Origin of the sequence: Paenibacillus sp. FSL W7-1287 (assembly GCF_038004245.1) — a bacterium.
GTDB classification, from domain to species: Bacteria; Bacillota; Bacilli; order Paenibacillales; family Paenibacillaceae; genus Pristimantibacillus; species Pristimantibacillus camelliae.
This window is the reverse complement of sequence record NZ_JBBORD010000001.1, coordinates 681036-706730: the sequence shown is the minus strand read 5'-3', so window position 1 is coordinate 706730 and position 25695 is coordinate 681036. Positions and strand designations below refer to the sequence as shown.

General features: G+C 42.7%; 20 protein-coding genes. 5 read left to right on the top strand and 15 right to left on the bottom strand.

Going from position 1 to position 25695, the window contains the following annotated elements; genetic code table 11:
• Positions 1-277 precede the first annotated feature (277 nt).
• From NSQ99_RS03320 to NSQ99_RS03310, 3 genes are all read right to left on the bottom strand, one after another.
• Positions 278-904 (bottom strand): nitroreductase family protein, encoded by a 627-nt coding sequence (locus tag NSQ99_RS03320; RefSeq protein WP_432806919.1) that lies wholly within the window; start codon positions 902-904, stop codon positions 278-280.
• Positions 905-929: 25 nt separating this feature from the next.
• Complete coding sequence (locus NSQ99_RS03315) at positions 930-1424, bottom strand: MarR family winged helix-turn-helix transcriptional regulator (protein ID WP_340835027.1); 495 nt, start codon at positions 1422-1424, stop codon at positions 930-932.
• Between the two features lie 244 nt (positions 1425-1668).
• Positions 1669-2544 (bottom strand): AraC family transcriptional regulator, encoded by an 876-nt coding sequence (locus NSQ99_RS03310; protein WP_432806920.1) that lies wholly within the window; start codon positions 2542-2544, stop codon positions 1669-1671.
• Positions 2545-2762: 218 nt separating this feature from the next.
• Between NSQ99_RS03310 and NSQ99_RS03305 the strand changes: the two genes are divergently transcribed.
• From NSQ99_RS03305 to NSQ99_RS03285, 5 genes are all read left to right on the top strand, one after another.
• Complete coding sequence (locus tag NSQ99_RS03305) at positions 2763-3224, top strand: helix-turn-helix domain-containing protein (RefSeq protein WP_340835026.1); 462 nt, start codon at positions 2763-2765, stop codon at positions 3222-3224.
• A 190-nt stretch (positions 3225-3414) separates the two neighbouring features.
• On the top strand, positions 3415-4107 hold the full coding sequence (locus NSQ99_RS03300; protein WP_251667087.1) for a response regulator transcription factor: 693 nt from the start codon (positions 3415-3417) through the stop codon (positions 4105-4107).
• Positions 4104-5108, top strand: coding sequence for a sensor histidine kinase (locus NSQ99_RS03295; RefSeq protein ID WP_251666985.1), 1005 nt, complete (start codon positions 4104-4106; stop codon positions 5106-5108). Before NSQ99_RS03300 ends, NSQ99_RS03295 begins: the two co-directional genes overlap by 4 nt.
• Before the next feature lie 106 nt (positions 5109-5214).
• Entirely contained in the window at positions 5215-5976 is a 762-nt protein-coding gene (locus tag NSQ99_RS03290; protein ID WP_340835024.1) for an ABC transporter ATP-binding protein, read from the top strand.
• Positions 5966-7903 carry an ABC transporter permease gene (locus NSQ99_RS03285; RefSeq protein ID WP_340835023.1) on the top strand — a complete coding sequence of 646 codons (1938 nt, stop codon included), beginning with the start codon at positions 5966-5968 and terminating at the stop codon, positions 7901-7903. Before NSQ99_RS03290 ends, NSQ99_RS03285 begins: the two co-directional genes overlap by 11 nt.
• A gap of 129 nt (positions 7904-8032) precedes the next feature.
• On the opposite strand, the gene NSQ99_RS03280 is transcribed toward NSQ99_RS03285, so the two are convergent.
• From NSQ99_RS03280 to NSQ99_RS03225, 12 genes are all read right to left on the bottom strand, one after another.
• Entirely contained in the window at positions 8033-16294 is an 8262-nt protein-coding gene (locus tag NSQ99_RS03280) for a GLUG motif-containing protein (RefSeq protein WP_340835021.1), read from the bottom strand.
• A 36-nt stretch (positions 16295-16330) separates the two neighbouring features.
• Positions 16331-17551 carry a nucleotidyltransferase domain-containing protein gene (locus NSQ99_RS03275; protein ID WP_340835020.1) on the bottom strand — a complete coding sequence of 407 codons (1221 nt, stop codon included), beginning with the start codon at positions 17549-17551 and terminating at the stop codon, positions 16331-16333.
• Complete coding sequence (locus NSQ99_RS03270; RefSeq protein ID WP_340835019.1) at positions 17541-19238, bottom strand: ABC transporter ATP-binding protein; 1698 nt, start codon at positions 19236-19238, stop codon at positions 17541-17543. Before NSQ99_RS03270 ends, NSQ99_RS03275 begins: the two co-directional genes overlap by 11 nt.
• A complete protein-coding gene (locus NSQ99_RS03265; RefSeq protein WP_340835018.1) occupies positions 19235-19705 on the bottom strand; it encodes a hypothetical protein in 471 nt (156 codons plus the stop codon). Before NSQ99_RS03265 ends, NSQ99_RS03270 begins: the two co-directional genes overlap by 4 nt.
• Complete coding sequence (locus tag NSQ99_RS03260; protein WP_340835017.1) at positions 19702-19965, bottom strand: PqqD family protein; 264 nt, start codon at positions 19963-19965, stop codon at positions 19702-19704. Before NSQ99_RS03260 ends, NSQ99_RS03265 begins: the two co-directional genes overlap by 4 nt.
• Positions 19962-20846 (bottom strand): hypothetical protein, encoded by an 885-nt coding sequence (locus NSQ99_RS03255; RefSeq protein ID WP_340835016.1) that lies wholly within the window; start codon positions 20844-20846, stop codon positions 19962-19964. The genes NSQ99_RS03260 and NSQ99_RS03255 overlap by 4 nt, the downstream gene beginning before the upstream one ends.
• Before the next feature lie 373 nt (positions 20847-21219).
• Positions 21220-21825 carry a hypothetical protein gene (locus NSQ99_RS03250; protein ID WP_340835015.1) on the bottom strand — a complete coding sequence of 202 codons (606 nt, stop codon included), beginning with the start codon at positions 21823-21825 and terminating at the stop codon, positions 21220-21222.
• 204 nt (positions 21826-22029) lie between these two features.
• The gene (locus NSQ99_RS03245) at positions 22030-22176 is read right to left on the bottom strand and encodes a hypothetical protein (RefSeq protein ID WP_340835014.1); all 147 of its coding nucleotides are present in this window, start codon (positions 22174-22176) and stop codon (positions 22030-22032) included.
• Positions 22177-22254: 78 nt separating this feature from the next.
• Positions 22255-22656, bottom strand: coding sequence for a response regulator (locus NSQ99_RS03240; protein ID WP_340835013.1), 402 nt, complete (start codon positions 22654-22656; stop codon positions 22255-22257).
• Positions 22657-22669: 13 nt separating this feature from the next.
• Positions 22670-23992 (bottom strand): sensor histidine kinase, encoded by a 1323-nt coding sequence (locus tag NSQ99_RS03235; RefSeq protein WP_340835012.1) that lies wholly within the window; start codon positions 23990-23992, stop codon positions 22670-22672.
• Between the two features lie 136 nt (positions 23993-24128).
• A complete protein-coding gene (locus tag NSQ99_RS03230; protein ID WP_340835010.1) occupies positions 24129-24800 on the bottom strand; it encodes a YdeI/OmpD-associated family protein in 672 nt (223 codons plus the stop codon).
• A gap of 91 nt (positions 24801-24891) precedes the next feature.
• On the bottom strand, positions 24892-25545 hold the full coding sequence (locus NSQ99_RS03225) for a FusB/FusC family EF-G-binding protein (protein WP_340835008.1): 654 nt from the start codon (positions 25543-25545) through the stop codon (positions 24892-24894).
• Between the last annotated feature and the right edge of the window lie 150 nt (positions 25546-25695).

Here is a 25695-nt window from a genome sequence, read left to right as displayed (position 1 = left end):
CTTTCTCTTTAGTTTTTCGTGTAATTATAATTACATTGAAATAATTATAATTATTAATTAAATTATCTTACATTATTCGCGCTTAGTCAACTTTAAATGCGTGACTAAAGTTAAAATTTTCTATGACAATCTATTCTCTACAGGAAAAACCATAGAGAATAGAATTCACTCTAGCTACTTTACTTACGTCTATTTTGTGTCGATCCTTGCTTCTTCTACTTTAATAAATATGACCAATTATGAAAAATTTATACGCGCTCTGACTTGTACCCTCGTGTTAAACAAAGCGTACAACTTGCTTAAGAGGAAGACGTGATGAACCGTAAGCCTGTGCTGCTGCCTCACCAATCGCAATCAGAAGAATCGGAATCTCATGCTGTGGCAGGTTGAACTTTTCGGCAAACTTCACTTTATCAAAGCCGCCCATTGGAACAGTGTCGTAGCCCATGTCCTTTGCTAGAAGCATGATTTGCATCGAGATTAATCCAGCATCAAAGGTTACAATGTTTTTAAGAACATCCTCTGGCAATCCTCCATATAGAGCAACTGAGCTTTTAATCATATGGTCGGCAATTTCACGTGCCATATAGCCATGTTCAAAATTAGCGTTATAAATTTGCTCCGCATTGTTATACATCGTCATGTCGCCTAGCACAGCGATAATCGCTGACGAGGTTTCTACTTGCTCTTGATTGTTCGCAATTGCACGTAAATCCTTTTTTGCTTCGGGATTATCAATGACAAGAAAACGCCAAGGCTGCAAATTGCTTGAGGATGGAGCCGACGTTGCCTGCTCAAGTAGATATTCCAGCTTCTCACGAGGAATGACTACCCCTTCTTTATATTTGCGCACTGATTTACGAGCATGCATAATTTCTTCTAGCTTTGTATGTGTTTGTATCACCATTAACAACTCCTCTTCGATGTATTTACCAACGACTTGTATTGTCATTCAGCTTTTTAATGAGCAATTGCAGCTGATCGATTTCCTCGTTCGTAAACTCCGCATATAGCTCATTCATAAATTGTTTCCTGTTATCGTCACAGGAGGTTAGTCGTTCTCTGCCAATCTCAGTAATTTGGACAATAATCTCACGATTATTATGCTCATTACGTTGACGATAAACGAGCTGTTGCTCTTCGAGCAGCTTTAGATGCCTTGTGATTGCTGCTTGATCGATATTTAATTGCTGCTGCAGCACAGATTGTGGGGTTTTCCCATTGCTTAAAATGACGTTTAGCAATTCGTAACGCGTTAAGCTAATGCCTGCCCTTTGCTCGAAGCACTGTGCAATCCTTCGATCAATCGTTTTTATCATCAAAAACAACTCTTTTAGCTCTTGATGTGATTTCTCCATGCAGTGATCACTCCCATCTAAAGCATGACCAGTCAATGATTGACTAGTCAACGATTGATTAGTCAATCATACACCCTCATTTAATTATTTGCAAGCTAGCGAAGTGCATCGCCTTCAAAATTATGTAAATTTTCACAAACCGACTTGAGTGATGGCATTCGCCAATTGACGAAGCATACTGGGGGAATACACATTTCACTAACAATGATAGTGCCACTGGTTGAATTTGTCCCCTCATAATTACAACGATTGAGTATACTATCTACTTATCGTTGTTAACTAGAGGGGATTTACTATGTTAGAAACAATCTTAACGTTGAATTTTTCCAATAGGAATCCACAGCTCGACTTCTTTTTCCTCAGTAAATACTTGCTTTTGACCAACTTGGATTTCCGGTCCAACTTGTATTTTAGGTCCCTCAACTTGTTCATAGCCTGAGGATGGAAACCATTCCCCATAAATTTGCTTCCATTTATCAGGTGACCAAGGTACTTTCACCTCGAATACAACCCATGTTAGCTCAGGCACAAGTAATGTTGTAAATCCAACCGGACAGGGCTCCTTTGTAGCTACCCCCATGTAATAGTCGTATTCTGGGTTGCCTCTCCCCACATCGCCTACATCAACATGAAGAATACCAGAAGGATCCTGATTACTGAGAGACTTGAGTTGATTGTACGTTTCATCACTAGTAGATAGCCACACCTGCTCGACACCTGGATGCTCACCATCCTTAATGGCTGTCACCTTGTTTTTGATTCCGACCACCTGAAACGATTCCTTTTTGACGATTCTAAACTTCATTGGATCACTTCCTCCTATCGATAATCGGAAGGTCATTGGTGGATATGCTTTTAGTGGACTAGTATTGCTTCTCGCTTCTGTAGGCGTCATTCCATGTAGGCTTTGAAATGCTCGTGTAAATGCATCTGGGGAATTGTAACCGTATTTGATCGCAACATCTATTACCTTAATTGTGCTGTCCTGAAGATTCATCGCCGCAAGCGATAGTCGTCTGCGGCGTATATATTCCTGCAAAGTAATACCCGCTAGGAACGAAAACATCCGCTTAAAGTGGTAGATCGAGCAGCATGCACGCCTAGCTATCTCTTGCTCGTCAATATCATGCTCAAGGTTTTGCTCAATGTAAGCTAATGCACTATTTAAATGATTTAGCATATTCATCATATAACCTCCTCTCAATTAAACAATAGCAGGATGTAGCAACTAGCATCCGATATTTCAGAATCAATTATTGCAGGGTAACCGGCACTACTAACTTCCATGTCCACTTTGCAGTTCCTTCCCGCAACAAAATAATTACCACTTTATTACATGTAAATCATTTACATATGTAACAATAGATGATAATATGTAATCAAACGGACACGAGGAGTGATAATATGGCTGATTTATTAACGGTAGACATATTAGCTGAGATACTCGAAATGCATCCCAGAACGATTAGGAGGTACATTCGCGACAATCAACTTCCAGCAACTAAGGTTGGCGGTGAATGGAGAATACGAAGGGAGGATGCAGAAATGTTCATTGGTAGTAAGCTCGAGCACATAAAATCAAATGCGATCCAGGACGTTCAAGCATTTATGGATGGTAAGGACAGTGAGGTTGATGGGAAACTTCAGGTCTGTTCAGTACTCGACTGTTATGTAGAACAAGCTGAAGCGTTCAAAATTTCAGAAGCGATTATGTGGCATATGAATCAACCTGATCCTACTCGCGGAAAAGCGAAGTTTCAATACTTTTTCGACGAAAAAGAGAATAAAGGGCGTTATATTATATGGGGAACGCCTGCTTTTGTCGGTAAAGTTCTTGCAGCAGTGGACTCAGCTGTAGGTAATTAAAACAATATCAGTATACAATCACATCTACGAACAACGTGCTATTCACGATATTCAAGGCTCCTTTCATTGGGAGCCTTTCTTCTTTATCTACACTAACAGCCAACACAAGACATTTAAGAAATCAAACTAGCAGAGAGATGGAAGATACTATACAATTTAGAAAAATGACATAATAAGCGTGGTGACGATTCTGTTTAAGATACTTTTAATTGAAGACGATACATCGTTATTTAATGAAATAAAAGATAGACTGATGGGCTGGTCGTATGATGTGCATGGGATTACCGACTTCAATGACGTCCTTCAGCAATTCACCAGCATTAAGCCAGATATCGTGATCATCGATATACAATTGCCGAAATACGATGGCTTCCACTGGTGTCGCTTAATCCGCTCTCATTCCAATGTACCGATACTATTCCTGTCCTCTAGAGATCACCCTACCGATATGGTAATGTCGATGCAGCTCGGTGCTGATGACTTTATTCAGAAGCCCTTTCATTTTGATGTGCTTATCGCGAAGATTCAAGCGGTGCTTCGTAGAGTTTATCATTATAACAATGAGCCAATTCTTATACGAACATGGTGTGGTGCAACGGTCGATTATGAGAAAAACACCGTTTCCAATGAAGCCGGTGCGATAGAGCTTACGAAAAATGAAATATTTATATTGAAATGTCTTATCGAGCAAAAGAACAAAATCGTTAGTCGTGAGCAATTAATAAGAAGCCTGTGGGACGACGAGCGTTATGTCAGTGATAATACATTAACTGTCAATGTTAATCGATTGAGAAAAAAACTAGAGGAGCTTGGGCTAGATCGCTTTATCGAAACAAAGGTGGGACAAGGCTATGTTGCGAAGGAAGAGGATGATTACCGTTGATTAAGCATTATATCGTGGAGAGGCGCAGCTGGATTCTACTGTTTGTTGTTATCCATGGATTAATCCTCTTCATATCGTATGTCGATCCTCAGATCCCATTTATGCCGATACTTTATATTGTTTTTCTATCAGCACTAGTGTTCATTCTTTTTCTAGCTATCCGCTACAATAAAGAGACAAAATTTTACAAAAGCATGGAAGCATGGGAAAACGACCTAGATCTCGCTGCTTTAGCTCATTCTAGCAGTCCGTTCGAAAAAATAGTTGAGGCTAGTGTCATCAATCAGACGGAAAGACTTAAGCAGCGAGCTGAGTATAATCAAATGCTCGTTGAGCAGGAAAAGGATGAGCTATTATCGTGGATTCATGAGGTTAAAACACCGCTCTCTGCGATGCGATTAATCGTGGATCGTGTTGATGATGAGGCGATACGATCACAAATCATGTATGAGTGGTTAAGAATTCATCTCCTCCTTGATCAACAGCTGCACCAAAAGCGAATTCCTTTTATGGAAAACGATCTTTATATCGAGCTCATCCAAATTAAATCACTCATCACCAAGGAAATGATTGAGCTGCAATCATGGTGTATGCAGAAAGGGATAGGCTTTGAGCTTAATCTTGAAGTGCAAGAGGTGCTTAGCGATGCCAAATGGCTTGCTTTTATTATGAGGCAGCTGCTTACTAATGCTGTAAAATACAGCCATTCCTCTGACATTGTCATTAGCAGCTACCTGAGAGGCGAACAAGCCGTAGTTGAAGTTAAGGATACAGGACGTGGCATTGATGCCCGAGATCTACCTCGCATCTTCGAAAAGGGCTATACGTCAACCGCTATGCACCAGGATCATGCAGCAACGGGCATGGGATTGTATTTAGCAGAGAAGGCGGCTAAGCTGCTGCTCATTCACATCGAGGTTCAATCTGAGCCCGGAGCTGGAACAACCTTTTCTCTCGTATTCCCTAAGCATAATCCATTTGACCAAATAACAGGCATGTGACGAATTTGTCACATGCTTTTCTGTTTTGTATGATGAATCGAAGGAATTCGAAGATAAGGTCTCCTATAATGAAGCTATCAAATGTTAAATGAAAAGGTGTGGAGATATGAATATATTAGAAGCAACGAAAATCCATAAGAGCTACGGCAATAAATTCAATAAAGAAGAAGTTCTTAAAGGATTAGACGTTACTGTTAAGAAGGGTGAGTTCGTTAGTATTATGGGCCCATCAGGCTCCGGTAAAACAACGCTGCTGAATGTACTCTCCTCTATTGATAAGGTGAGCAGTGGTACTATTCAGATTGAAGGCAAGGATATGACAGTCATGAAGGAAAGACAGCTGGCTGAGTTTAGACAGCATCATTTGGGCTTTATCTTTCAGGACTACAACCTTCTAGACACATTAACCGTTAAGGAAAATATACTGCTTCCATTGTCCGTAACTAAAATCTCTAAGAAGGAAGCTGATCTGAAGTTCAGCCTGCTTGCTAAGGAGCTTGGCATCTATGAGCTTAAAGATAAATACCCGAACCAAATTTCAGGCGGACAAAAGCAAAGAACGTCTGCCGCACGAGCATTCATTAATGAACCGAGCATCATATTTGCCGATGAGCCGACTGGTGCACTGGATTCGAAGGCAGCCTCCGATCTATTAGATAAGCTGAGTGATCTCAACGATAAGCTTAAGGCGACGATTGTGATGGTTACACACGATCCGGTAGCAGCCAGCTACTGCAGTCGAGTGATCTTTATTAAGGATGGTCGCATCTTCACCCAACTAACGAAGGGCGAGGAATCAAGGCAGCATTTCTTCCAGGACATTATAAAAACACAAAGTGTACTAGGTGGTGTGCAGCATGAGCATTAATCACCTCATCGTACAGAATCTAAAAAAGAATATTAAAAATTACTTTTTGTATATTTTTGCTTTGATCTTTACCGTTGCCCTTTATTTCGCTTTTGTCACCCTACAGTATGATCCAGCTATGGACGCAACGAAAGGCTCGGTGAAGGGCGAAGCTTCGATTCGCGCTGCATCGGTGCTGCTTGTCGCAATCGTGACCATTTTCTTGCTGTATGCGAACAATATCTTCATTAAAAGACGCAGTAAAGAGATTGGGTTGCTTCAGCTAATTGGCATGCGAAAATCGAAAATTTTCCGCATTCTTACGCTAGAAAATTTAATACTGTACTCCAGCTCATTAGCTATTGGTGTTTTTGTTGGTTTTTCCGTATCAAGATTGTTTATGTTAATTCTATTCAAAATTACCGATGTAGAAGCTGACGCGACGTTAAGCTTTTCAACGGAAGCGCTGAAGCAAACGATCGTTGTCTTTGCTTGTATCTATCTACTTATTATGCTGATGAATTACTTGTTCATAAAGAAGCAGTCAATTCTATCCTTATTCCGAGTACGCTCATCAACAGAGGAAAATAACCGAAAGGTCACCGTTTTTGAGATGCTGTACGGTACAGCCGGAATTCTGCTCATTCTGTTTGGCTATTATCTGTCATCCAGACTATTCAATGGTGACTTTACGTCAATTAACGGGCTGTTTATTGCGATGCTCTGCATATTAGCATCCGTCATCCTAGGAACGTATCTGTTCTACAAAGGCTCGGTTCGCTTCCTGTTTTATATCATTCGTAAAAAGAAGGATGGCTACTTAAACATATCGGAGGTTCTTTCCCTCTCGACCATTATGTTTCGGATGAAATCGAACGCCTTACTGCTTACGATCATAACGACGGTATCTGCACTTGCCATTGGGCTGCTATCACTGAGCTATATTTCTCTCTATTCCGCAGAGCAAATGGCTAAGGATAATGTAGCTGCAGACTTCGCACTAGCCTCAGAACAGGATGCCCAGCAGTTCAAGCAAGCACTGCAGGAAGGGAATATCGCTTATACGGATCATACGATCGAGGTCATTCAAGCCAATGTAAATGTGGAGCAAATATCCGAGGCGAAAACTCAGGTGCTGGAGCTCGATCCTAACATAATGCTCACTCCAGTCATCCGTGACAGCAACACTGAGCTAGATGTAGCACCAGGAGAAGTGTACTTTACAGGTTCTAATGATCTACTGCGTAAGATGCTGCCGCTTAAAGATTCAGGCACAATCGAATTGCTAGGTATGAATAACACGATCCCTCTCACGTACCTCGGCATGCGAGATGAATTCTACGTATCCTATTACTATACTAGTGGGGGCGTTCCTCTTGCAGTAGTAGATGACAGTGTGTTTGAGCAATTGAAGCAGGACCTTGATCCTGAGCTGCAAAAGGGTTCCTCGCTATATATCGGAATTACGATAGACGATGAATCACAGCTAGAAAAGGCGAATGAGGCGTACAAGCAAGCGAATTTCATGACTCCTCATGAGTCAAGACTAGAAATGAGCAGCAACCAAAAACGAAATATGGGCCTAATTATGTTTATCGTTGGCTTTCTAGGACTGAGCTTTTTAGTCACGTCCGGTTGTATTCTATACTTCAAGCAAATGGATGAAAGTGAAGAAGAGAAGCCGAACTACACGATCTTAAGAAAGCTTGGATTCACGCAAGGCGATTTGCTCAAGGGAATTCAGGCGAAGCAGTTGTTCAACTTCGGTATTCCATTAGTGATTGGCCTAGCTCATAGCTACTTTGCAGTTAAATCCGGCTGGTTTATGTTCGGTACGGAGCTATGGACACCGATGGTTATCGTCATGTTGTTGTATACGGTGCTATACTCAATATTCGCCTTCCTATCCGTTCTGTACTACAAAAAGGTGATTAAGGCATCGCTATAGCTACTCTACTTGCGAGCCTCCCACCTTCAATGTATACAAAGCAGCCCATTGCCTGTACTAGGGCAATGGGCTGTTATAGCTTCTAAGACTTGTAGCTCTACTTGATTCTATGACAATTTCTACAGCCCTCTACGGCATCGTTCCAGAAACGATATCACTGTAGATCGTATGCACTTCCCCGCTAGCATCCATATAGATCAAGTATGTCCGCGCATACCATGTTTCTCCTGATTGAACGCCTGTCTTATTCATCATAAATTGTCCGGTCTCCGTCTGTGCACTAGACCTCGCTTTTATCGCGTTCTCTGTACCAAAATGCAGTTCAGTTATCGGAGTATCCGATTTCATGACGACAACACCCGTTTCAATAAATAAAAATGGTGACGTCATGTCATACTGACCGATGAAGGACATTCTTAACGTCAATGAATTCGCGATAACATCTGGCGATATCATAATAATTGGAGATTTTACGATAGGTGCGGAATCGTAAACCGCCGTTAACGTCGTGTTTCCAGTTATATAGAAGGTATACGCTTCATTATAGCTTACAGTCTTCAGATTGCTTTCCCAGTGTGAAAACTGAGTTCCCTCTGCCGGTTGATCAGCGATTACCGTTACCTTAGCATCAAATGGGTAGCTTGTTTCACCACTTGGAATGCTTCCTCCGTTTACTGTCACCGTGTACTGCTTTACCTTCTCCGAGTATACAGGCTTGAAGGTTACATGCTGTTGGATATTCGTGTAGTCTGATGACCATCCAATAAATTCAGCATCTGGCTTTGAAGGATTCGGTGGTGGTGTAGCATCTCCTCCCCGAGGGATTTGCTGAATGGAAAGCACATACCCACTTTCACTTACAAATCGTACCGTATATACTTCTTCTTCAAGCTTAGTTGATGTTGCGATCAAGCTCATATCTCTCGTAATATTGAAGCTGTAATTAAGCTGAGTACTAAGTACCTTGCCTGTCGCGACATCCTTCCAGCTCTCGAATTGGTACCCCTCTAATGGCACAGCGGTAAGCTGCACGGAATCTCCGTATTGATAGCTAGTCTCAGCACCAGTAACGATACTGTTTACAGGTGTGACCGATACAACAAGCTCGTTCTCCACGATCCACTTTGCGTAGAGTAAAGTATCTTCAGTAATCCACTCACTAGCTAGATCAAATCGATCTGCGAATGTTCCGTTATCTGTAAACCAGCCTTCAAAACGGTATCCTTCTCGAATGGGAGCAGTAGGAACCGCCGCAAGTTTCTCGCTAATAACCATTTGACTATTAACTGGGGTGCCTCCATTCGTTTCGAACATTACATGATATAGCGGTTTTACGACAATCTCATATATCACGATCGTTCCATCCTCAGCCATTACCGCTAACTGATCACCGATTACAAGCTGATCTGCAGATTGCTTTTCTGCTGCCAAGTCGAACTGCTCCGTCGTAATAATAGTAGTATTAGAAGCTACAACCTTCCATTGTGCCTTTTCAAACTTGTTGAGCTCACTCAATAGCTCAAGGACCGTTGTTTCCGTTGTAATATCCGTTTGCTGAGATACGATGGATCGCTCTTCTTCTAATACCGAGTATGCATCACCGACCGCTGTTACGGTTGCATCGTTACTTAGAATGGTCAACGTTACTGGCCATTCGGTGAAACTTAATAGCTCGTTACCTGCTAGATCAGTTACTTGACCTACAGCTGCATCATAAGTGAGCGTAACCTGTGCCTCTATAGCTACAGGCTCTGCCAGCCTAATTAACCAAACGTTTGGTTCATTCGTTGCAGCTGCTTCTAATAATGACCAAGCTTCACCATCTACGATTAATGTAAAACCAGCTTCAGTTAGCTGTACTTCCTCGTCAAAGGCTACCAACAACTGAGCGGGCTCATTACTCCGTATATTAGCTTCTAGCACATAAGGCTCTACCGTATCAAGTGGTTCATGGAATTGCTGACCTTGCAAGTACGGATAAGCGCGCCCATCATGAATCTTCCATATGCTGTCGAAGTCCCAATCCGTAAACATCGCCTGCTGTTTTAATTCCTTTGTCGTCTTACCTACACCGCCGTAAGCACTATTACCACCATATTGGTCAAGATTCCAGTAGGTGCTCTCAACGACCGGCATATTCAGCTCCCGTCCTTCACCTATTAGAGCTCCGATATACGTTGATGTCGTTGCTGACACAGATGAACTTGTATAGCTATTACGCAGCAAGCCACCAAACATTGCCCCTGCAATTCCACCTACCGATCTGTTACCTGTAACGGGTGCAGTATTGTAAGTATCAATAAATGTTGCACCTCCGACACCTGCAGCCATACCGATCAGTCCACCGACTTGATTGTCGCCTGTTACAGCTCCACTGTTATAGCTTTGTTCGAATGTACATGCATAGCTAACACCAGCTAGACCGCCAATTGAAGTTAACTGACCTGTTACTGTGCCTTCATTGTAACTGCCTTGCACAATACAGCTATCCAAGCTATAGCCTACCAACCCGCCGACAAAAGATCTCCCCGCTACAACGCCTTCGTTATAGCTGTTATGAATCGTTGCATCCTGCAGCAAGCCTACCAACCCGCCTGTATAGGTTTCGCTATTAATGTTCGCTAGGTTATAGCTGCCTTCTATCGCTATACGAGGCAGCCCTGTGATCGAGCCAGCCAAACCACCAGCAATCGTTGAGCTTATAATTTCTCCTGCATTATAGCTCGAGGCAATCGCACCTTCATCCTCTACATTACCCGCAATTCCTCCAGCATTTCTTCCACCCTGTACAGTAGCATGGTTCTCACTACGTGCGATACGACCGCTCCCCTTTAGATTAGCGACAAAACCGCCAACCATCCCGGAGCTAGACTCTACATTAATTGAGCCGCTAACAAAGCTGTCCTGAATCGTTCCGTATAAGGTTTTCGCAAAGCTACCGTTGGATTGATAGGATTCAAGATTCACATTAACGACTGCTAGATTCGTAATGGTGGCTCCAGCTTCAACCGTATCAAACAAACCGTGCTCGCCGCTTAGTCCACTAATCTCATACCCCGCGCCATCTAGATGTCCACTGAAGGATGGGATGGAACTCCACCCATAAGCTCCAGCCTCTCCGGAAGCGATATAATCTGCTAAATCAATGTTTGCAGCCAGCTTAAAGTAAATGCCTTCTTGATCCTCATAGTTTCTAATATTGCTTACATGCTCTGGAAACAGGATCAACCAAGGGTCTTCCTTAGAGCCGCTGCCTCCGACAAATTCCTGCTCCAGCCATAGGTCGATGACTGTCATATTCGTAAAGCTGGTCATTCCATTGCCAGCAGCGTCGGCAATGGCACCTTCCTCCGCTTGATAGCCTAGCTTCACGGTATGAAGCTTTGTTTCCGGCAAGCTGATGGATTGATCAAGCTGAACGATCCATTCCGTACGATCCTCGTTGTGATTAATGATCCCAGTCACAGCAATGGAAGATACTTTATTTGCGACAGTAAAGCCTTCTTCATCTACTGCGTATGCTGGTTCGTCAAACGTAAGGATCATTCTGTCCCGCTCCTGAACGGGAATCTGTGCGCTAATTACAGTAGGCGGAGCGATATCCTTCTGTTTTGCCAGATCTATGCGACGTAAGAAAGGATACATAGCACCTTGATCAATATTCCATATGGCGTCAAAGTTCCAATTGGCAAATGTTGAACGTTGTTTGAGCGCTGTCGTTCCCATTCCCTGTCCACCGTAGCTTGAGCCAAGCGTTGTTTGATCTATATTCCAGTAGCTGTCAGTTATCGCTACTCCTTGTACTCCTCTTCCGCCGATAATAATACCGGTATGCGTGATGCCTTCAACTTTGGCGAGACTATAGCTATTAGCAACCTTACCCTCATAATAGCCTGCTAAGCCACCAACATAATCCACCCCACTAACGTTGGCTACACTATAGCTGTCCTTAATATTCGTACCACCGTTAGAGCCTAGACCTATTAGGCCACCTACATTGCTTTCACCAGTAATCGATCCTTCACTATAACTGCCCGATATGGTTCCCCACGTATACTGCCCGTAAAGACCGCCTACATTCTCCTTACCAGTTAGTGACATGGAGCTATAGCTGTCCTCTACCATGCCGGAGCCTGATCCTACTAAACCGCCAACATAATATAAGCCTGTAATCGATCCCTCTGTGAAGCTATTAATTATTTGGCCATCCTGCATCGTTCCAATTAAGCCGCCAAGCTCAGCTTCCCCATTTACAGGTCCCTTCTTATAGCTATCGCGAATTACACTTCTTTCATAATATCCAGCTAAACCGCCGAGCTGAGTCTGTCCTTCGACGACAGCCTCTGAATAGCTGTTTACAATCGTAGTATCACGATTGGCATTACCAATTAGACCACCAACCATGGATATTCCATTGACTTGTCCTTTACTGAAGCTGCTATCAATCTCGCAGCCGTACTGTAAGTAGCCACCTATTCCACCAACTTGTTGATTCCCGCTTACAGAGCCTTCATAATAGCTGTTTTGGATCAAGCAGCCCGTACCATATCCTACAAGACCACCAATATTATTTGATGTGCCTGTAACATCCCCTGTACTGCTGCTTCCAACGATATTTACTTCTTCCAGTTCGCCTACAAGACCACCGCTGCTAGATTCTCCTTTTATGCTCGCTGAGCTCGTACTGTTGTAAATACCTACTCGAGCGGAACCAGCAACTTGTCCCGCTAAACCTCCGAGAGAGGAAGAACCCTCCACCGAGCCTTGACTGCTGCTATTGCTAATTTTCCCGTTGTCTAGCATTCTTCCAGCTATTCCACCTAAATGCCAAATTCCTTTAATATGTACATCACTATGGCTATTCATAATTTGACCGTTACCTAGCAGCTGTCCGGTAAATCCGCCGAGCACATAGCCAGCCTCGTTGGTAATTGATCCGCTAACTGTGCTGTTCTCAATGGTTCCTTTAACGAAAGCTGCCATTGCTCCAGTATCATTGGCTTTCTCTAGTGAAACATCCTGCAGTGTCAGGTTTTTAATCATTGCCTGTTCATCTAGAGTTACAAATAATCCTCCGTAGCGGTTACTCATCTGTAGACCCTTAATTGCAAAGCCTGCTCCATCTAGTGTTCCATTGAACTGCGGAATCGGCAGCCAACCATCAGCATTGAATCCTTTACCACCCTCACTTAAATATTCCGTAAGGTCTATGTCATTCGTAAGCTCAAAATACACATCTGTCGTATCGCCATAGCTTCGGATGAGATCTAGCTGCTCCGGCGTAGCAATCCGTATAGGATCATCTAACGTACCACTACCACCGTCAAAGAAGTCATCCAGTATTAATTGGTTATCTACTGGCTCCCCGTCTATGCTAGCTAATGAATTGCCGGCTTTATCTTGAAAGTACGTCGTATTTACATATGAAAACTTGACCGTATCCTTAATATTGATCGGCTCGGAAAGGTCAAACACCATCGTTTTACTATCTATACTTGTGACATCATCTAATCGAATAGTGACACCCTGTCCTGTTAGTAGATTATAATCATTCGTCCAACGAACAATGGTAATCGGCTCATCGAAAAGCATCGTTAACTTGCTGCGATCTGATGGACCGATAAACGCGTCTATTAAAATCGGTGAGGCAATGTCTGGCTGTACACTATGATCTATTCCTTGTAGATACGGATAGCTTTCCCCTTCTTCTATGGCCCATATCTGATCAAAGTCCCAATCGGTGTACATAAGTGATTGCTTCATCGGTGTCGTTTGAACACCTACTCCATCTGAAGACTGAGCAACCTCTGATCTGCGAATATCCCAATAGCTATTCTCCACTAATCCAGCCTGCTGGCCGTCTTTACCACCAATTATGCCACCAGCTGATGGGGAGGAGCTCATGTTACCAGCATTAAAGCTGCTGCGGATGGATGCATTAGCCCCTAAAAAGCCAACCAAACCTCCTACTAGCTCTTCTCCGGTTACTTTTCCGATGTTATAGCTGTTTATCACTTCAGCATCTTCACCTGACCCAAGTAAACCACCTATTGCATGTTCCCCTGTAACAGAGCCATTACTGAAGGCCTCTGAGATGCTACTTTCATTGACAGCTGTCCCTGCTAGGCCACCAACATGCTCTGTACCACTAACTTTCGCTTGATTATAACTGTTGCGAATGGTGCCCCCATCCAATTGACCAACGAGTCCACCTACATGTTGACTACCTTGAATATTACCCGTTACATGTATATTCTCAATCGTGCCCTGTGCTATCGAAGCTACTGCTCCGCCACGGCCCAACACTTCAATATCAGTATTGATAAGCTTTACGTTACGAACAGTACTGGATTCACCTAGCTGTTGGAATAATCCACCTTGCTCCCCTCGCATATAAAGCCCTGTAATCGAGTGGCCTGTGCCATCGAAGTGTCCGTTAAATTGAGAAATGGATGTCCAGCCTTTCCCATCGTTATAACCTACTCCGCCCGACTGTAAATAAGAAGTAAGATCAATATCAGCAACTAGCTTAAAATAGCTTTGATCTGATATGTTCATAAAACGAATGCCGCTTAATTGTGAAGGCGTAGCGATTTCCCATGGGTCCTCTTGTGTACCGCTTCCAGCATATTCATTGTTATTCTCAACCTGGAGATTATTAATAGAAAGCATTTTGTTCTTTCTTGCATCTGAAATACTACCTTTCTCAGATTGATAGGAAAATGTTACGCTATCGGTGAACAGGATTGGACTTGCAAGCGAAATCTTCCACTCTGAGCCATTTATATTAATAGCTTCAATGGTCTGTAACGTCTCACCATTACGCTTGATTATCAATCCCTTCAAGCTGCTTATAGCTACCTGATCATTAAAGGTTAAATGAAGATGCTCGCGATCCTCTAACTTCACCTCAGCATGAATGATGAATGGAGCTTCCAGCTTCTGGACATTCATATCAATACTCTTTAAGTAAGGGGTCGATATATTTTCTTCAATTGCCCATGTCGTGTCAAAGTTCCAATTACTAAACGTGCTCTTCATCTTTGTAGCTTCGGTTGAAACGCCTATGCCACCATACATTGACGATGTATGTGTCTTATCTTTATCCCAATACGTATTTTCAATGATGAGCTTTGTATCACCCGTTCCTGAATCATTGTTATAGGCTAGAATACTGCCTAAATGCCATGTTCCATTAATCTGAGCTGCACTATAGCTATTTTCTATTCTTCCGCCATCTGCATCAAAATTCATTCCGATTAACCCACCAACATAGCCTTGCCCACTAACCTGAGTAACACTATAGCTGTTTGTTATTACCGCATCACGTGATAAGCCAATTAATCCTCCTATGTAGTCAAAATCACCGCTTACAATTCCACTGCTAAAGCTATTATCTATTGCGCACATCGGCACACTTTCGCCGATTAAACCACCTACTTTTGTATAACCTTTAATGGCTCCTTTACTGTAGCTGTTTTCAACCAAGCATCTACCGCTACTAATGTAACCAATTAAACCACCAGCAGCTCCTGCACTTTCTACAGTTCCCAAAAAGTAACTATTACTAATGATAGCTTCATAGTATTGATAGGCACTCCCAACCAATCCCCCAGCATGTGCATAGCCAGAGGTGGATTCAACGTATACAGAGGCTGTACTGTAGCTATTCGTAATGTTACCTCCCCCGCTACCAACTAATCCTCCTGCTATGCCAATTCCACTTACGGCCCCTGAGCTGTTACTATTGATAATTTGTGCAGTTCCCAGTGCCAACCCAACTAGCCCGCCTGTTCCACCGCGACCTCCTCGTACGTTTGCCTCCGAATAGCTATCCACGATTCTAGCATTTTCCGACATTCTAGCAACTAGCCCTCCAGTATAATTGCTGCCCTTTACACTTCCAGTAACCGAACTCTCTAGAATTTCTCCATCTAATAGATAGGTGATACCGCCACTATTCATGGGTACATCAATATCGACCTCTAAGTTCAGACGTGTTACTCTAGCAAACCCATCTAACCTGTTGAATAGTCCCCCATCCTGACCTCTAACATATAACCCCGTAATATGATGATTGTCACCATCCAATGTGCCGTTGTAGCGATCTATGGGTACCCAGCTTCCGTCACCGTAGGATGACAAGTCAATATCATTGACTAACTTAAAATTTTTGTCTTGGTAATGTCTGACCTCATCCAACTGCTCCGCTGTAGCAATTAACCATGGATCCTCTAGCGTCCCGCTGCCTCCAGCAAATGGCACGCTGTCTGTACTAACCACTTCATTGGCTTGTACGCTATAAAGCCCGATATTACCCATCACTGTCGTAAAAACAATCGCAGCAATCGTCAACATCGAGACCCAGCGTCTTGTTATTAACCTGCTCATCTTATTCCTCCCGATATGTTATGTACACGCTAAAAGCTATAATCCTAATTCCTCAAGCAGCTTATCCTGCCGATCATATTCCTTCTTACTAGTTACAACCCCAAGCAGCAGCCTCCATGTGCGCTTCCATCTATACAATAAGCTGCGCGCAGCTCGAAGTCCCCAGGCCAAGGGCAAAAACAGTGGTCGGTTTTTCAAGAAGGAATATGCAGCCATGCCGCTTAATGTTCGATAGCTCGGAAAGCAAATGCTCCAATACGTCCTGATTGTACGCAGACCGGTATGCTCCTGCTTCCTTTTTGCTCCGAGCGTACGAAGCATCGCTACATATCCGTCGCGCCGATAGTAGCCAAAGACACCTGCTGAGTAAATATATTCACTGATTTGCTCATAGAAACGCTCATTCATTTTCAATATTGTTATGGGCAAAGTGACGTCGAACCATCTTTGGCATAGATCAAGTACATGATTAGCGAATATATCGAGCTTCAGTATGCGCAGCTGAGCTTGAATATAGGGCCAATTCAATGGATTATGATCGCGCTGAATGAGGGCTGCGATATCCATAAACATACGAATGCCACAGCCGGTGCTGTAAAAATGCTTCGCCATATGTACGAATAAATAAATGAGATGATCATTCTCTGTAAATTGATAGGTAAAGCCTTGCTGAGACTTCTTAACAGCATACTTCCATGCATCGTTATAGTAGTCTCTGTAATCAGCTTGATCGTTAAAGTTGCGCGAAATGAGATGGTCATGAATTTCGAGCTGAACGGCGCCCCTCACGTATGTCCACACATTTCCCGCCGTATAGGTTGCCTTGTAGCCTATAGCCTCTAGCATGGCATGGCTTCTCTGTCTATCCGAGGATTGTATAAGAATATCAATGTCCCCCATCGTCCGCATATCTGGAGTAGGATAGATGTCCTTTAACGCATAGCCTTTAAATAAAACATGCTTCATCTGGTGATTGTTGAAGCATTCAATAACTTTCTGCATCTCCTGCTGCTGCAACGCGGCTCTTGAGATCGTAGAGACAAAGTCTTGCTTCCATGCCTGCTCCAGACTCTCCGGTATGTCGCCTAACTGTCGCTGCGCTTTAAGCGACATATAAAGCATCCCACTGACAGAATGAATTTTCCCTAACGTATAAAGCCGTTCGTAGTCGATCTGCTCCATATGTGAAGGATGGATCTGGCTCTGCTTAAGATGTGAGGATAGCAGTGCAATAAATGAAACGGTGTTATGCTCCATGGCCAAGCTCCTTTCCGTGTTTTAACGTATCTAAGCTGATCACTCGATCACAGCCTTTAAGAACGAATGTACTATGAGAAATAAAGATGACTGTACGACCTTGTAGTGTACGAAGTCGACGTAGCACTTCTTTCTCTAGCGATTCATTCAGAGCTGAAGTGCTCTCATCCAGCAGCAATATCGGAGCTTTCGACAATACAGCTCTTGCTATCGATAATCTTTGCGCTTGTCCCTCGGACAACCCTACATTGTGCTCACCTATCATCGTATCCAACCCATGAGGAAAGGCCGCTATTTCCTCTGAAAGACATGCTATGTTGAGAGCATCGTTAATATCCGTATCGGTAGCTTCCTCGTTAAACATCGTTAGATTTTCACGAATTGTACCTGAAAACATAAGCTGAATCTGTGGTACATAAGCAAGCAACAAGCGAGCTGCCATGTTGTTTAACACGTTGCCCTTGCGCATTCTAAAGCGAAGCTCTCCTGAGTCCGGTTGAATGAAGCCAAGAATAAGCTTGAATAACGTGCTCTTTCCCGCTCCAGATGCACCCGCAATTCCAACAAATTCACCCTTATTGATCGTAAATGAGGTTTGATGTAACACTTCGTTAGCTTGACCATATCGATAGCTCACTTGATCAAGCTCAATCGCCTCTAACTCTTCAATCATATGAGCTGCGGAGATATAGCTCTGGTTAATGACATCACGGTTAGGCTCGTCATTCAGCTGCTCTAGCTCCTGCAGCCTCTCAGCGGAGGCAAGCATCGCGTAATATTGAGGCGCCAAGCCTGACATATTACGAAATGGCCCCTTAACTTGATCGATCATTTGTAAAAGTGCAAGCATTGACCCAAAAGTTATACTTCCTGCCGATAGCTGCATTGCACCCCAAACGAGTACTGCGAAGTATCCGATAGATAACATGAGGTAGGAGGAGGAGGTTGCCGCTATAGTCACCATATTGCGCGCTAGTTTTGCCTTGTAGTTTGTTTGTTGTTTCTCCTGCAGCTTGAGATGAATAAGCTGCTCCCTGCAATAGCTTTTTATAAGCACAATATTTTCAAAGCATTCCTGAAGAAAGGACCGAGTATGCCCTTCGGTGCTTTGGCAAGCTTTATGCAGCCCCTTATACTTTTTGCGGTACAGTCTACCTATGGTGTACATGAGGACGCCAGCACTGACAATCGCTACTGAAAAAATAGGGCTAATGCTCACCATGACAATAAAACCAACAATTAGCTTGGTCGCCATCGATATGAACTGAGGGATTAGCTGAACGACGCCATTTACTACAAGCTGTACGTCACTGTATAGTCGATGCAGCATATCACCAGAGTGCAGCTGTGATCGTTCCATATATTGCTTCTCGGTTAATCTAATGAAAAGTGTCTGTCGTAAATTCATCTCCAGCTTGCCTGCAATTCGAGTACGCATATGACTCGCAAGTCCCTGTAATAAGGCCAGCAGCACGATCATGATGAATAAGAGAATAATCCAGTACGTGAGCACACCAACCTTAGCACCTGTTGCAATGTCCAATATGTAACTAGATACGACGACAATTAAAATAAAGCCACCTGCAACAGCACTCCCAATGATCGACAAAAGTAAAATGCTCCACAAATATGGCTTAGAAAATTGATACGTCCAGTTAAGAGCTGTTGATCTCGACTCCTTGTTCATGCGGTAAGTCTCCTCCAGCGTCTATACCCGTTTCTGACTACCCTTCTTGCTGGCCTGAGTAAATGCCACAGCACAGAATAAAGCACGTAGCTGAGCTGCTTATTACTGTATTGGCGGCCGTTTCTAGTAAAGCTTGTCATTACGGCTAACACCTGTTGCTTGGGAAGACCCCGTTCAATGTCCACTTGCGCATCGCCACAAAGATCATAGCTTTCCTCATTCACCTTGACGATTCGATGAAGAACGATCTGACCTGTCGCTCTTCGGTATAGGACGACATCACCTTTTTTTAACGTGTATGGGTCACATGATGTTAGAACTACGCTATCTCGATTATGCATCCATAGGGGCTGCATACTATTCCCCGTTACGGGCAATGAAATATCCCATTGCTGCTCTAATGTCGATTGAAGAATGGGATGCAGCTTTTCCGAATCCAGCTTAGTCAGCTTTCGATCCAACGTCATTGTAAAAAGCCTGCTCGAGAAAGCACCTCAACAAATTGCTTTACATCTAGTAGAGCCGTCTGCTCGTCAATCTCGTATTCATCCTGCAGTGCTAGAACGAGTTCTGTCTCGGTTTTGTCCGTTCCAAGCTGTTCCCACAGGAAGGCACCGCTCCCGTTCAAGGTGATCATTCCCTTAAAATTTATTGTCGTTTCTCCTACTGGCACGACTACTCTACTATCTGCGATGGTACGCAAGCTAAATCCACTGATCAGCTTCATATCGTTATCTCCTTTTCAGCAAAGATTTTATTGTAAACGACCTGAACGGCCTCATAGCTGATGTTGCAATGTAATTGATAGACAGGAACCGTTGTGATCAGCTGCTCAATGACATCAAGCGTCTGCGCCCCTAGTTGACCGTCATAATAAGGTCTTTCGATTTGGCTCGATAAGGCAAATATACTGTCACGTGTATTTAATCGTTCAATATCGTTGCGATCTGAGCGCTTTATGAAGACAATCGCTTTAAGCGGAGCTTGAACATTTGCATTCAGTTCGGTTTTTCCGCTCCACGGTGTTCCGAACATATATGGAAGGCCATTCAGCATGCGAATAGCTGGCTTATCGTCATTCACAATTGTGACTTCATCTTTGAAATATTGCTTCCACAAATTCGCATGTGTAGATTTTCCTACCCCGCTATTTGCAGAAAAAATAATGCCTGCATTGTTCATTGCAATGGCAGATCCGTGCAATACAGCACCGCCAAGATAAGTTAATCTATCCTTAAAGGCAAAGCCGGTGTACATATATTCGTAATCTGTTAGCGTGAAGATGGGATGACTTCTATGCTTCCATAATTGGATCTCCACCTCAGAATAATCAGGCTTGCTTCTCACAACTGCGGCAATTTTACCCGTTTCCCGATCTAAAATGGATCTAGCAATATGTCCATCCTGCGCTTGAACAATCGTTGCTGATTTAATCTGTTTAATGAATTGTCCATGTGGTGAATCGATATGTTCATGAACGGTTGTACGTAGCAACAGATCCCTATCTGCTATGTCATGACTCACATAGCTGCGCAGCCGATAATCAAAAAAAGCAGCGTCAGCCATACTGTATTCAATATGTAGACCCGCGATATTAGCACGTTTCATGAACGTACTCTCCTCCGATCATGTACTGTATTAGAGAACGGGAAGTTGATGGTGACAACTTCCCCGCTCCCTTTCATGATGAACATCTCTTCATGTTGCTTTAGAAGTCTTCTCCATCACCTAATCCACCAGATAAGAAGCAAATATCGGTTAGCTCGTACTCCTCAATCTCAATCTGTGGCTTTTCATACTCTTTTTTCATCTTGATCCCTCCATAGCTTTACATAGTGGAGGCACTATAATAGTTACCCTATGCCTATTATATTTCGCTAGATTCCACCTATATAGTGGACAATTTAACGTCTACCCTTGCTGCTTTAAATATAAAAAAACTACACCTCTCATGTTATGCCTACATGTAGAGGTATAGCTGTTAGAGAATTCCCCACTTTGCACACTTGTCTGCCAACTGCTGAATTGAGCCTTTCCAATTAAACATCTGATGAAGTTGGTTAATTTTTTTTGCTATGGCGGCTGTGCTCATCGAAAGCTCTCTTGCAATTTGCGGCTGTGATTTCCCTTTTACAATTAAGTGAAGTAATGGACCATAGCCATCCTGCACAAGGAGCTTCTTTCTCCCATGAACAAGCGTATGTAATTGATCACCAAAGGTATAGGAACGACAGGCTGCTGCTTGACGAATGATATGAGGCAGCTGATCAAAATCACTCATTTTTACATATTCATTAGCCTCATGCAAAAACGCTTCATTGAAAATGTCATCGGCCTGATCAAGTGATGTAAACATGATGTATTTTATGTTTGGATCTATATGGTGTGCGTCGAGCATGTTATAGAGTGCCGATCGATCGATTGTATGCTGCATCGTATCAATGACGATGACATGGATATGGTATTGATCTAGCATCGCAGCAACCTCACCTGCTACAGGGTTATACGATATCCAGTTAATATCTTTATGACCGGATAAAAAATCATTCAACCCATCTCTCCATTGCTCATCTTCCTCGATGTACAATACATTAATTTTGTTATGGATGACACGCTCACCTACCTATTACCTGATCTCACGTTCACTTTTGAATTTATTACCAACGTAAACCATAATAATCGGTAATAGGCGATTACATAAGTAGACAATTACGCGTCTACCCCCTAGCCTGCTTTTGAACATAAAAAGACTGCTGTCATCCCTGGATAACAGCAGTCACTCTAACAGCGCTCAATCGAGAACTCCCCACTTTTGGCATTTATCTGCCAGCTCCTTGCTTGATCGATTCCAATTAAATTTTCGTTTAACGCGTCCAACCTGCTTTTTCACAGCCGCAATGCTCACATTCAGCTGTTCTGCCATTTGTGTTTGTGTCATATTCAGTAGCAGCAGCTTAAGCACAATAATATCACCCTCGCTAAGCAGGCTTTTCTTTTTTTCGTAGACTAGTTTTTTTTATCTTTCTCCGTATTTCGTTTGTTGATTGCTAATCGCTGCGGATATGACATTAGGAAGCTGCTCAAATTCGCTTTTGTATACATAGTCGTAGGCCCCATTCAAAAATGCTTCATTGAATATATCATCGTGTTCATCCAGTGAGCTAAGCATAATTATCTTTATATTCGGATAATGGACGGATAAATCTAATGCACCATCCAAGCCAGAGGTCCCATATTCATCGAGAACAATATCCATAATAACAATATCTACTGCATTAGCCTGCAGCTGCTCAAAGCATTCATTCAATGTGGGTACACACGCTATCAACTCAAATTCTGCATAGCTGGAAAGAAATACGCGTATTCCTTCACGCCAATCTGGATCATCCTCGACATATAATACTTTTATTCGGCTCAACGTATGATCACCCTCATTTTGTTTTTAACGTCACCGTGACTGTTGTTCCTTTGCCTCGCGCACTTTTAATATCGATTTTTCCATTGTGAGCGTCAATAACCTTTTTGGCTTGATACATCCCTAGACCAAAATGATTACGAGTCCGTTGTTTACTAGAGTAAAACGGCTCAAACACATTGTGTACCTGTAATCGATCCATACCACAGCCCGAATCACTAATCGTTAAATGCACCTTTTTTCTGCGTTGCTGCAATTTGATGCGAAGTGTTCCAGCATCCTTTATCGCTTCAATCGCGTTATTGCATATATTTTGAATACATTCCGTTAGCAACAGACGGTCAACAACAACGATAACGGAAGGACAATCGATGTCGATTGTAATGGTTGAATCTCTTCTTAGTCCCTTTACAACATCCGATACAATAGCTGCCATATCCGTCTCCTGCTTCTGCAACACGAGCTGATTGCTTACTGCCTTTGAGATATTGGACATGGTCTGCATCATCGTGTCATGAATATCTAACAAATTGCCAACGTAATTGTCGATATGTTCATATTGTTTTTGCTCTAGGCTATTACGAATGTTGAGCGAATTAAGCTTAACTTTGCCAATTGAGTTCTTAAGTGAATGATGCGTAAGAACCGTACTTATATGAACCATCTGAATTGACTTTTTCTTAATACCTAGGAAGGCACCACGGACATAGAGCAGCAAAATAATAATGAGGCATAGCACTAAAATATAGGGAATTGCAATTAAAATGCGATCACTTGTAGCACTCGAAGCAAAGTGAAACACATTGAGAACAGCGATTGGAATGCAAAAAATAATTGCGATGATAAAATGATGCAGTCGGTAATGAGGTTCTTTTTCAATAACGGTAGAGAAGATTGCAAGACTGAAAATACCTATCGTATAGGCTAATCCCCAAAAGGATAAAAACGTCGTATCCAAGTAATTTTTAGATAGATTTGAAGATAGAAATAGCGTAACCCAGATCGGGATGCTTAAGCCCCCTATTAACCATCGATCGTATCTCATAAAGCCATTAAACAGCAAATAAAATACGAGAATCGCAAAGTAGGGAAACGTATTGATAAATAGATTGAGCGCACCTGTTATATAAAGCAGCATAGCAGGTACTAGAGAATCCGTACTCATGTCGAGCCTTGGGATGATTTGTTTCTCAAGAATGACCTGTAATCCAACTAGCCCACAGCACACAATAACTGCGGCCACCCAAAACATTAGTCGATTCTTATTGTTTCTTATTCTTAAGTAGATTCCAATAAAAGTTAATCCTATGAATAGCAAGAGAAACATAATATTGTACATTGCTGCCTCATCACCTCGGTCTAGCTAAACCTAATATGTTTCAGTATACAAAAGATATGTTCACTATAACAGTGAATAATGTTGTCAAAAGAGTAAGAGCGAAGAATGGGCATATGCCGTTTCTTCGCTCTTCTCCTTATCTCTGACGATAGAGATCCATGCTTTTATAGCCCTGTGAAAGTACTGCGATCATCTCTTTCCTGCGCTTAGCTCTCGTCTCTTCCTGTACAGTACTGTACACGTAACGGGCCCAGCTTTTGCGATAACCTGGCGTAAGCGACTGATAGAAGGCTAGCTCAATAGGTGCGTCGATTAAATCCTCTTCTATATTCGGAATAAAACCGGTATAATCATCGACACGTTGGCTAGGCTTTGCTGCAGCTGATGCTTTGGCTGCTTTCTTAGCCTCATGCTTAAGTCCAACAACGGTAAACACATCGTTCATGCCAACCCTACGACTAAATTTGAGATGGCTTGTCCCAATATATCCATCCTCACCTGCACCTAAGCCTTCTAATAGTTCATCTCTATGTATAAAGGTAGCATAGACCTTATTGCCCTTCTTAGGATAGGCAGCGAATAAGTAACCGCCCGCCTTAAGACTGCTTTGCTCGATGACTTTATGTACGAGCTCCTGCAGCGATTTCATATCAAGCACATAGGCGAATATCATATCGTAAGGTTCATTGGTGAGCTCATGATCTGCATCGTGAAGCTCATCTAAGCTATGCTCCCCTTCCGGTGTATATAAAACGGCCGTCCGTTGATATTTTTTTAGATTCAGCTTTTCAACGATTGTTTTAGACATTTGCACCCATTCCCTTCTAAGCTTTCCTGAATGACTAACAAAAGGCGGCCGTTTCGGCCGCCTTCTGAAGTAACGATGGTGAGCATAAGAGCTACGATTGCACCGATTCAATGTATGCTTCTAGTGTAGAAACAGAGGTGATGTTGCGGTTACAATCTTCGCTATTTATGCATATATAATTGCCAACTGACTTGAAATAATCCTGTGAAGCGTGTGCTGGACGTTTCTTGGACACTGCCGAGAATAAGACCAATTTCTCATAACGATTGCATGCGAAGCAATAGCTTTTCTTATTCGTTTCAGTAAATCTACCTTCAATGCCTATATGTTGTCCATCCTTTTCATATACGAGGAACATTTTATTACTCGAAATATCGATCCAGCTCATATAGGTCACAAAGCGGAAATCTATCTGTTCAAGGTCAGGCAGCTTAAGCTTCTTGTTTTTCTTGAATAGCTTCCGAAGCTGGCTTTCCGTAATGGCAGGGAACTCCATAAGAAATGGCTCAAGCTCCGTTAAATATTTTTGGACGTCATTCGGTGATCTCAGTGCCTCAATCGACTCTAGCATCGTTTTATGCTCAGCCGTGACTTCTGGAAACTGCTCCAACACTTTAGTTTGTGCATTAAAACGAACGCTATCCAATACCTTCGGATCGTTAATCGTTTGGTATGCTTGAATGACTGAATTTGCTGATTGTTTGATGACGTTATATTGATAGTTTCTAATAAATGGTTTACACATGGACGTCAGCCCCTTCTTTGTATGATGTTTACAAGGAGCAAAACCATTATTAGATAACGATAATTGCTAAAACCGGCGACGTTATTGGTCACCCTCACACAAAGTATCGCCCCTAATTTAGGCTTTGCATGAGGCTTTTCCAATCCGGCA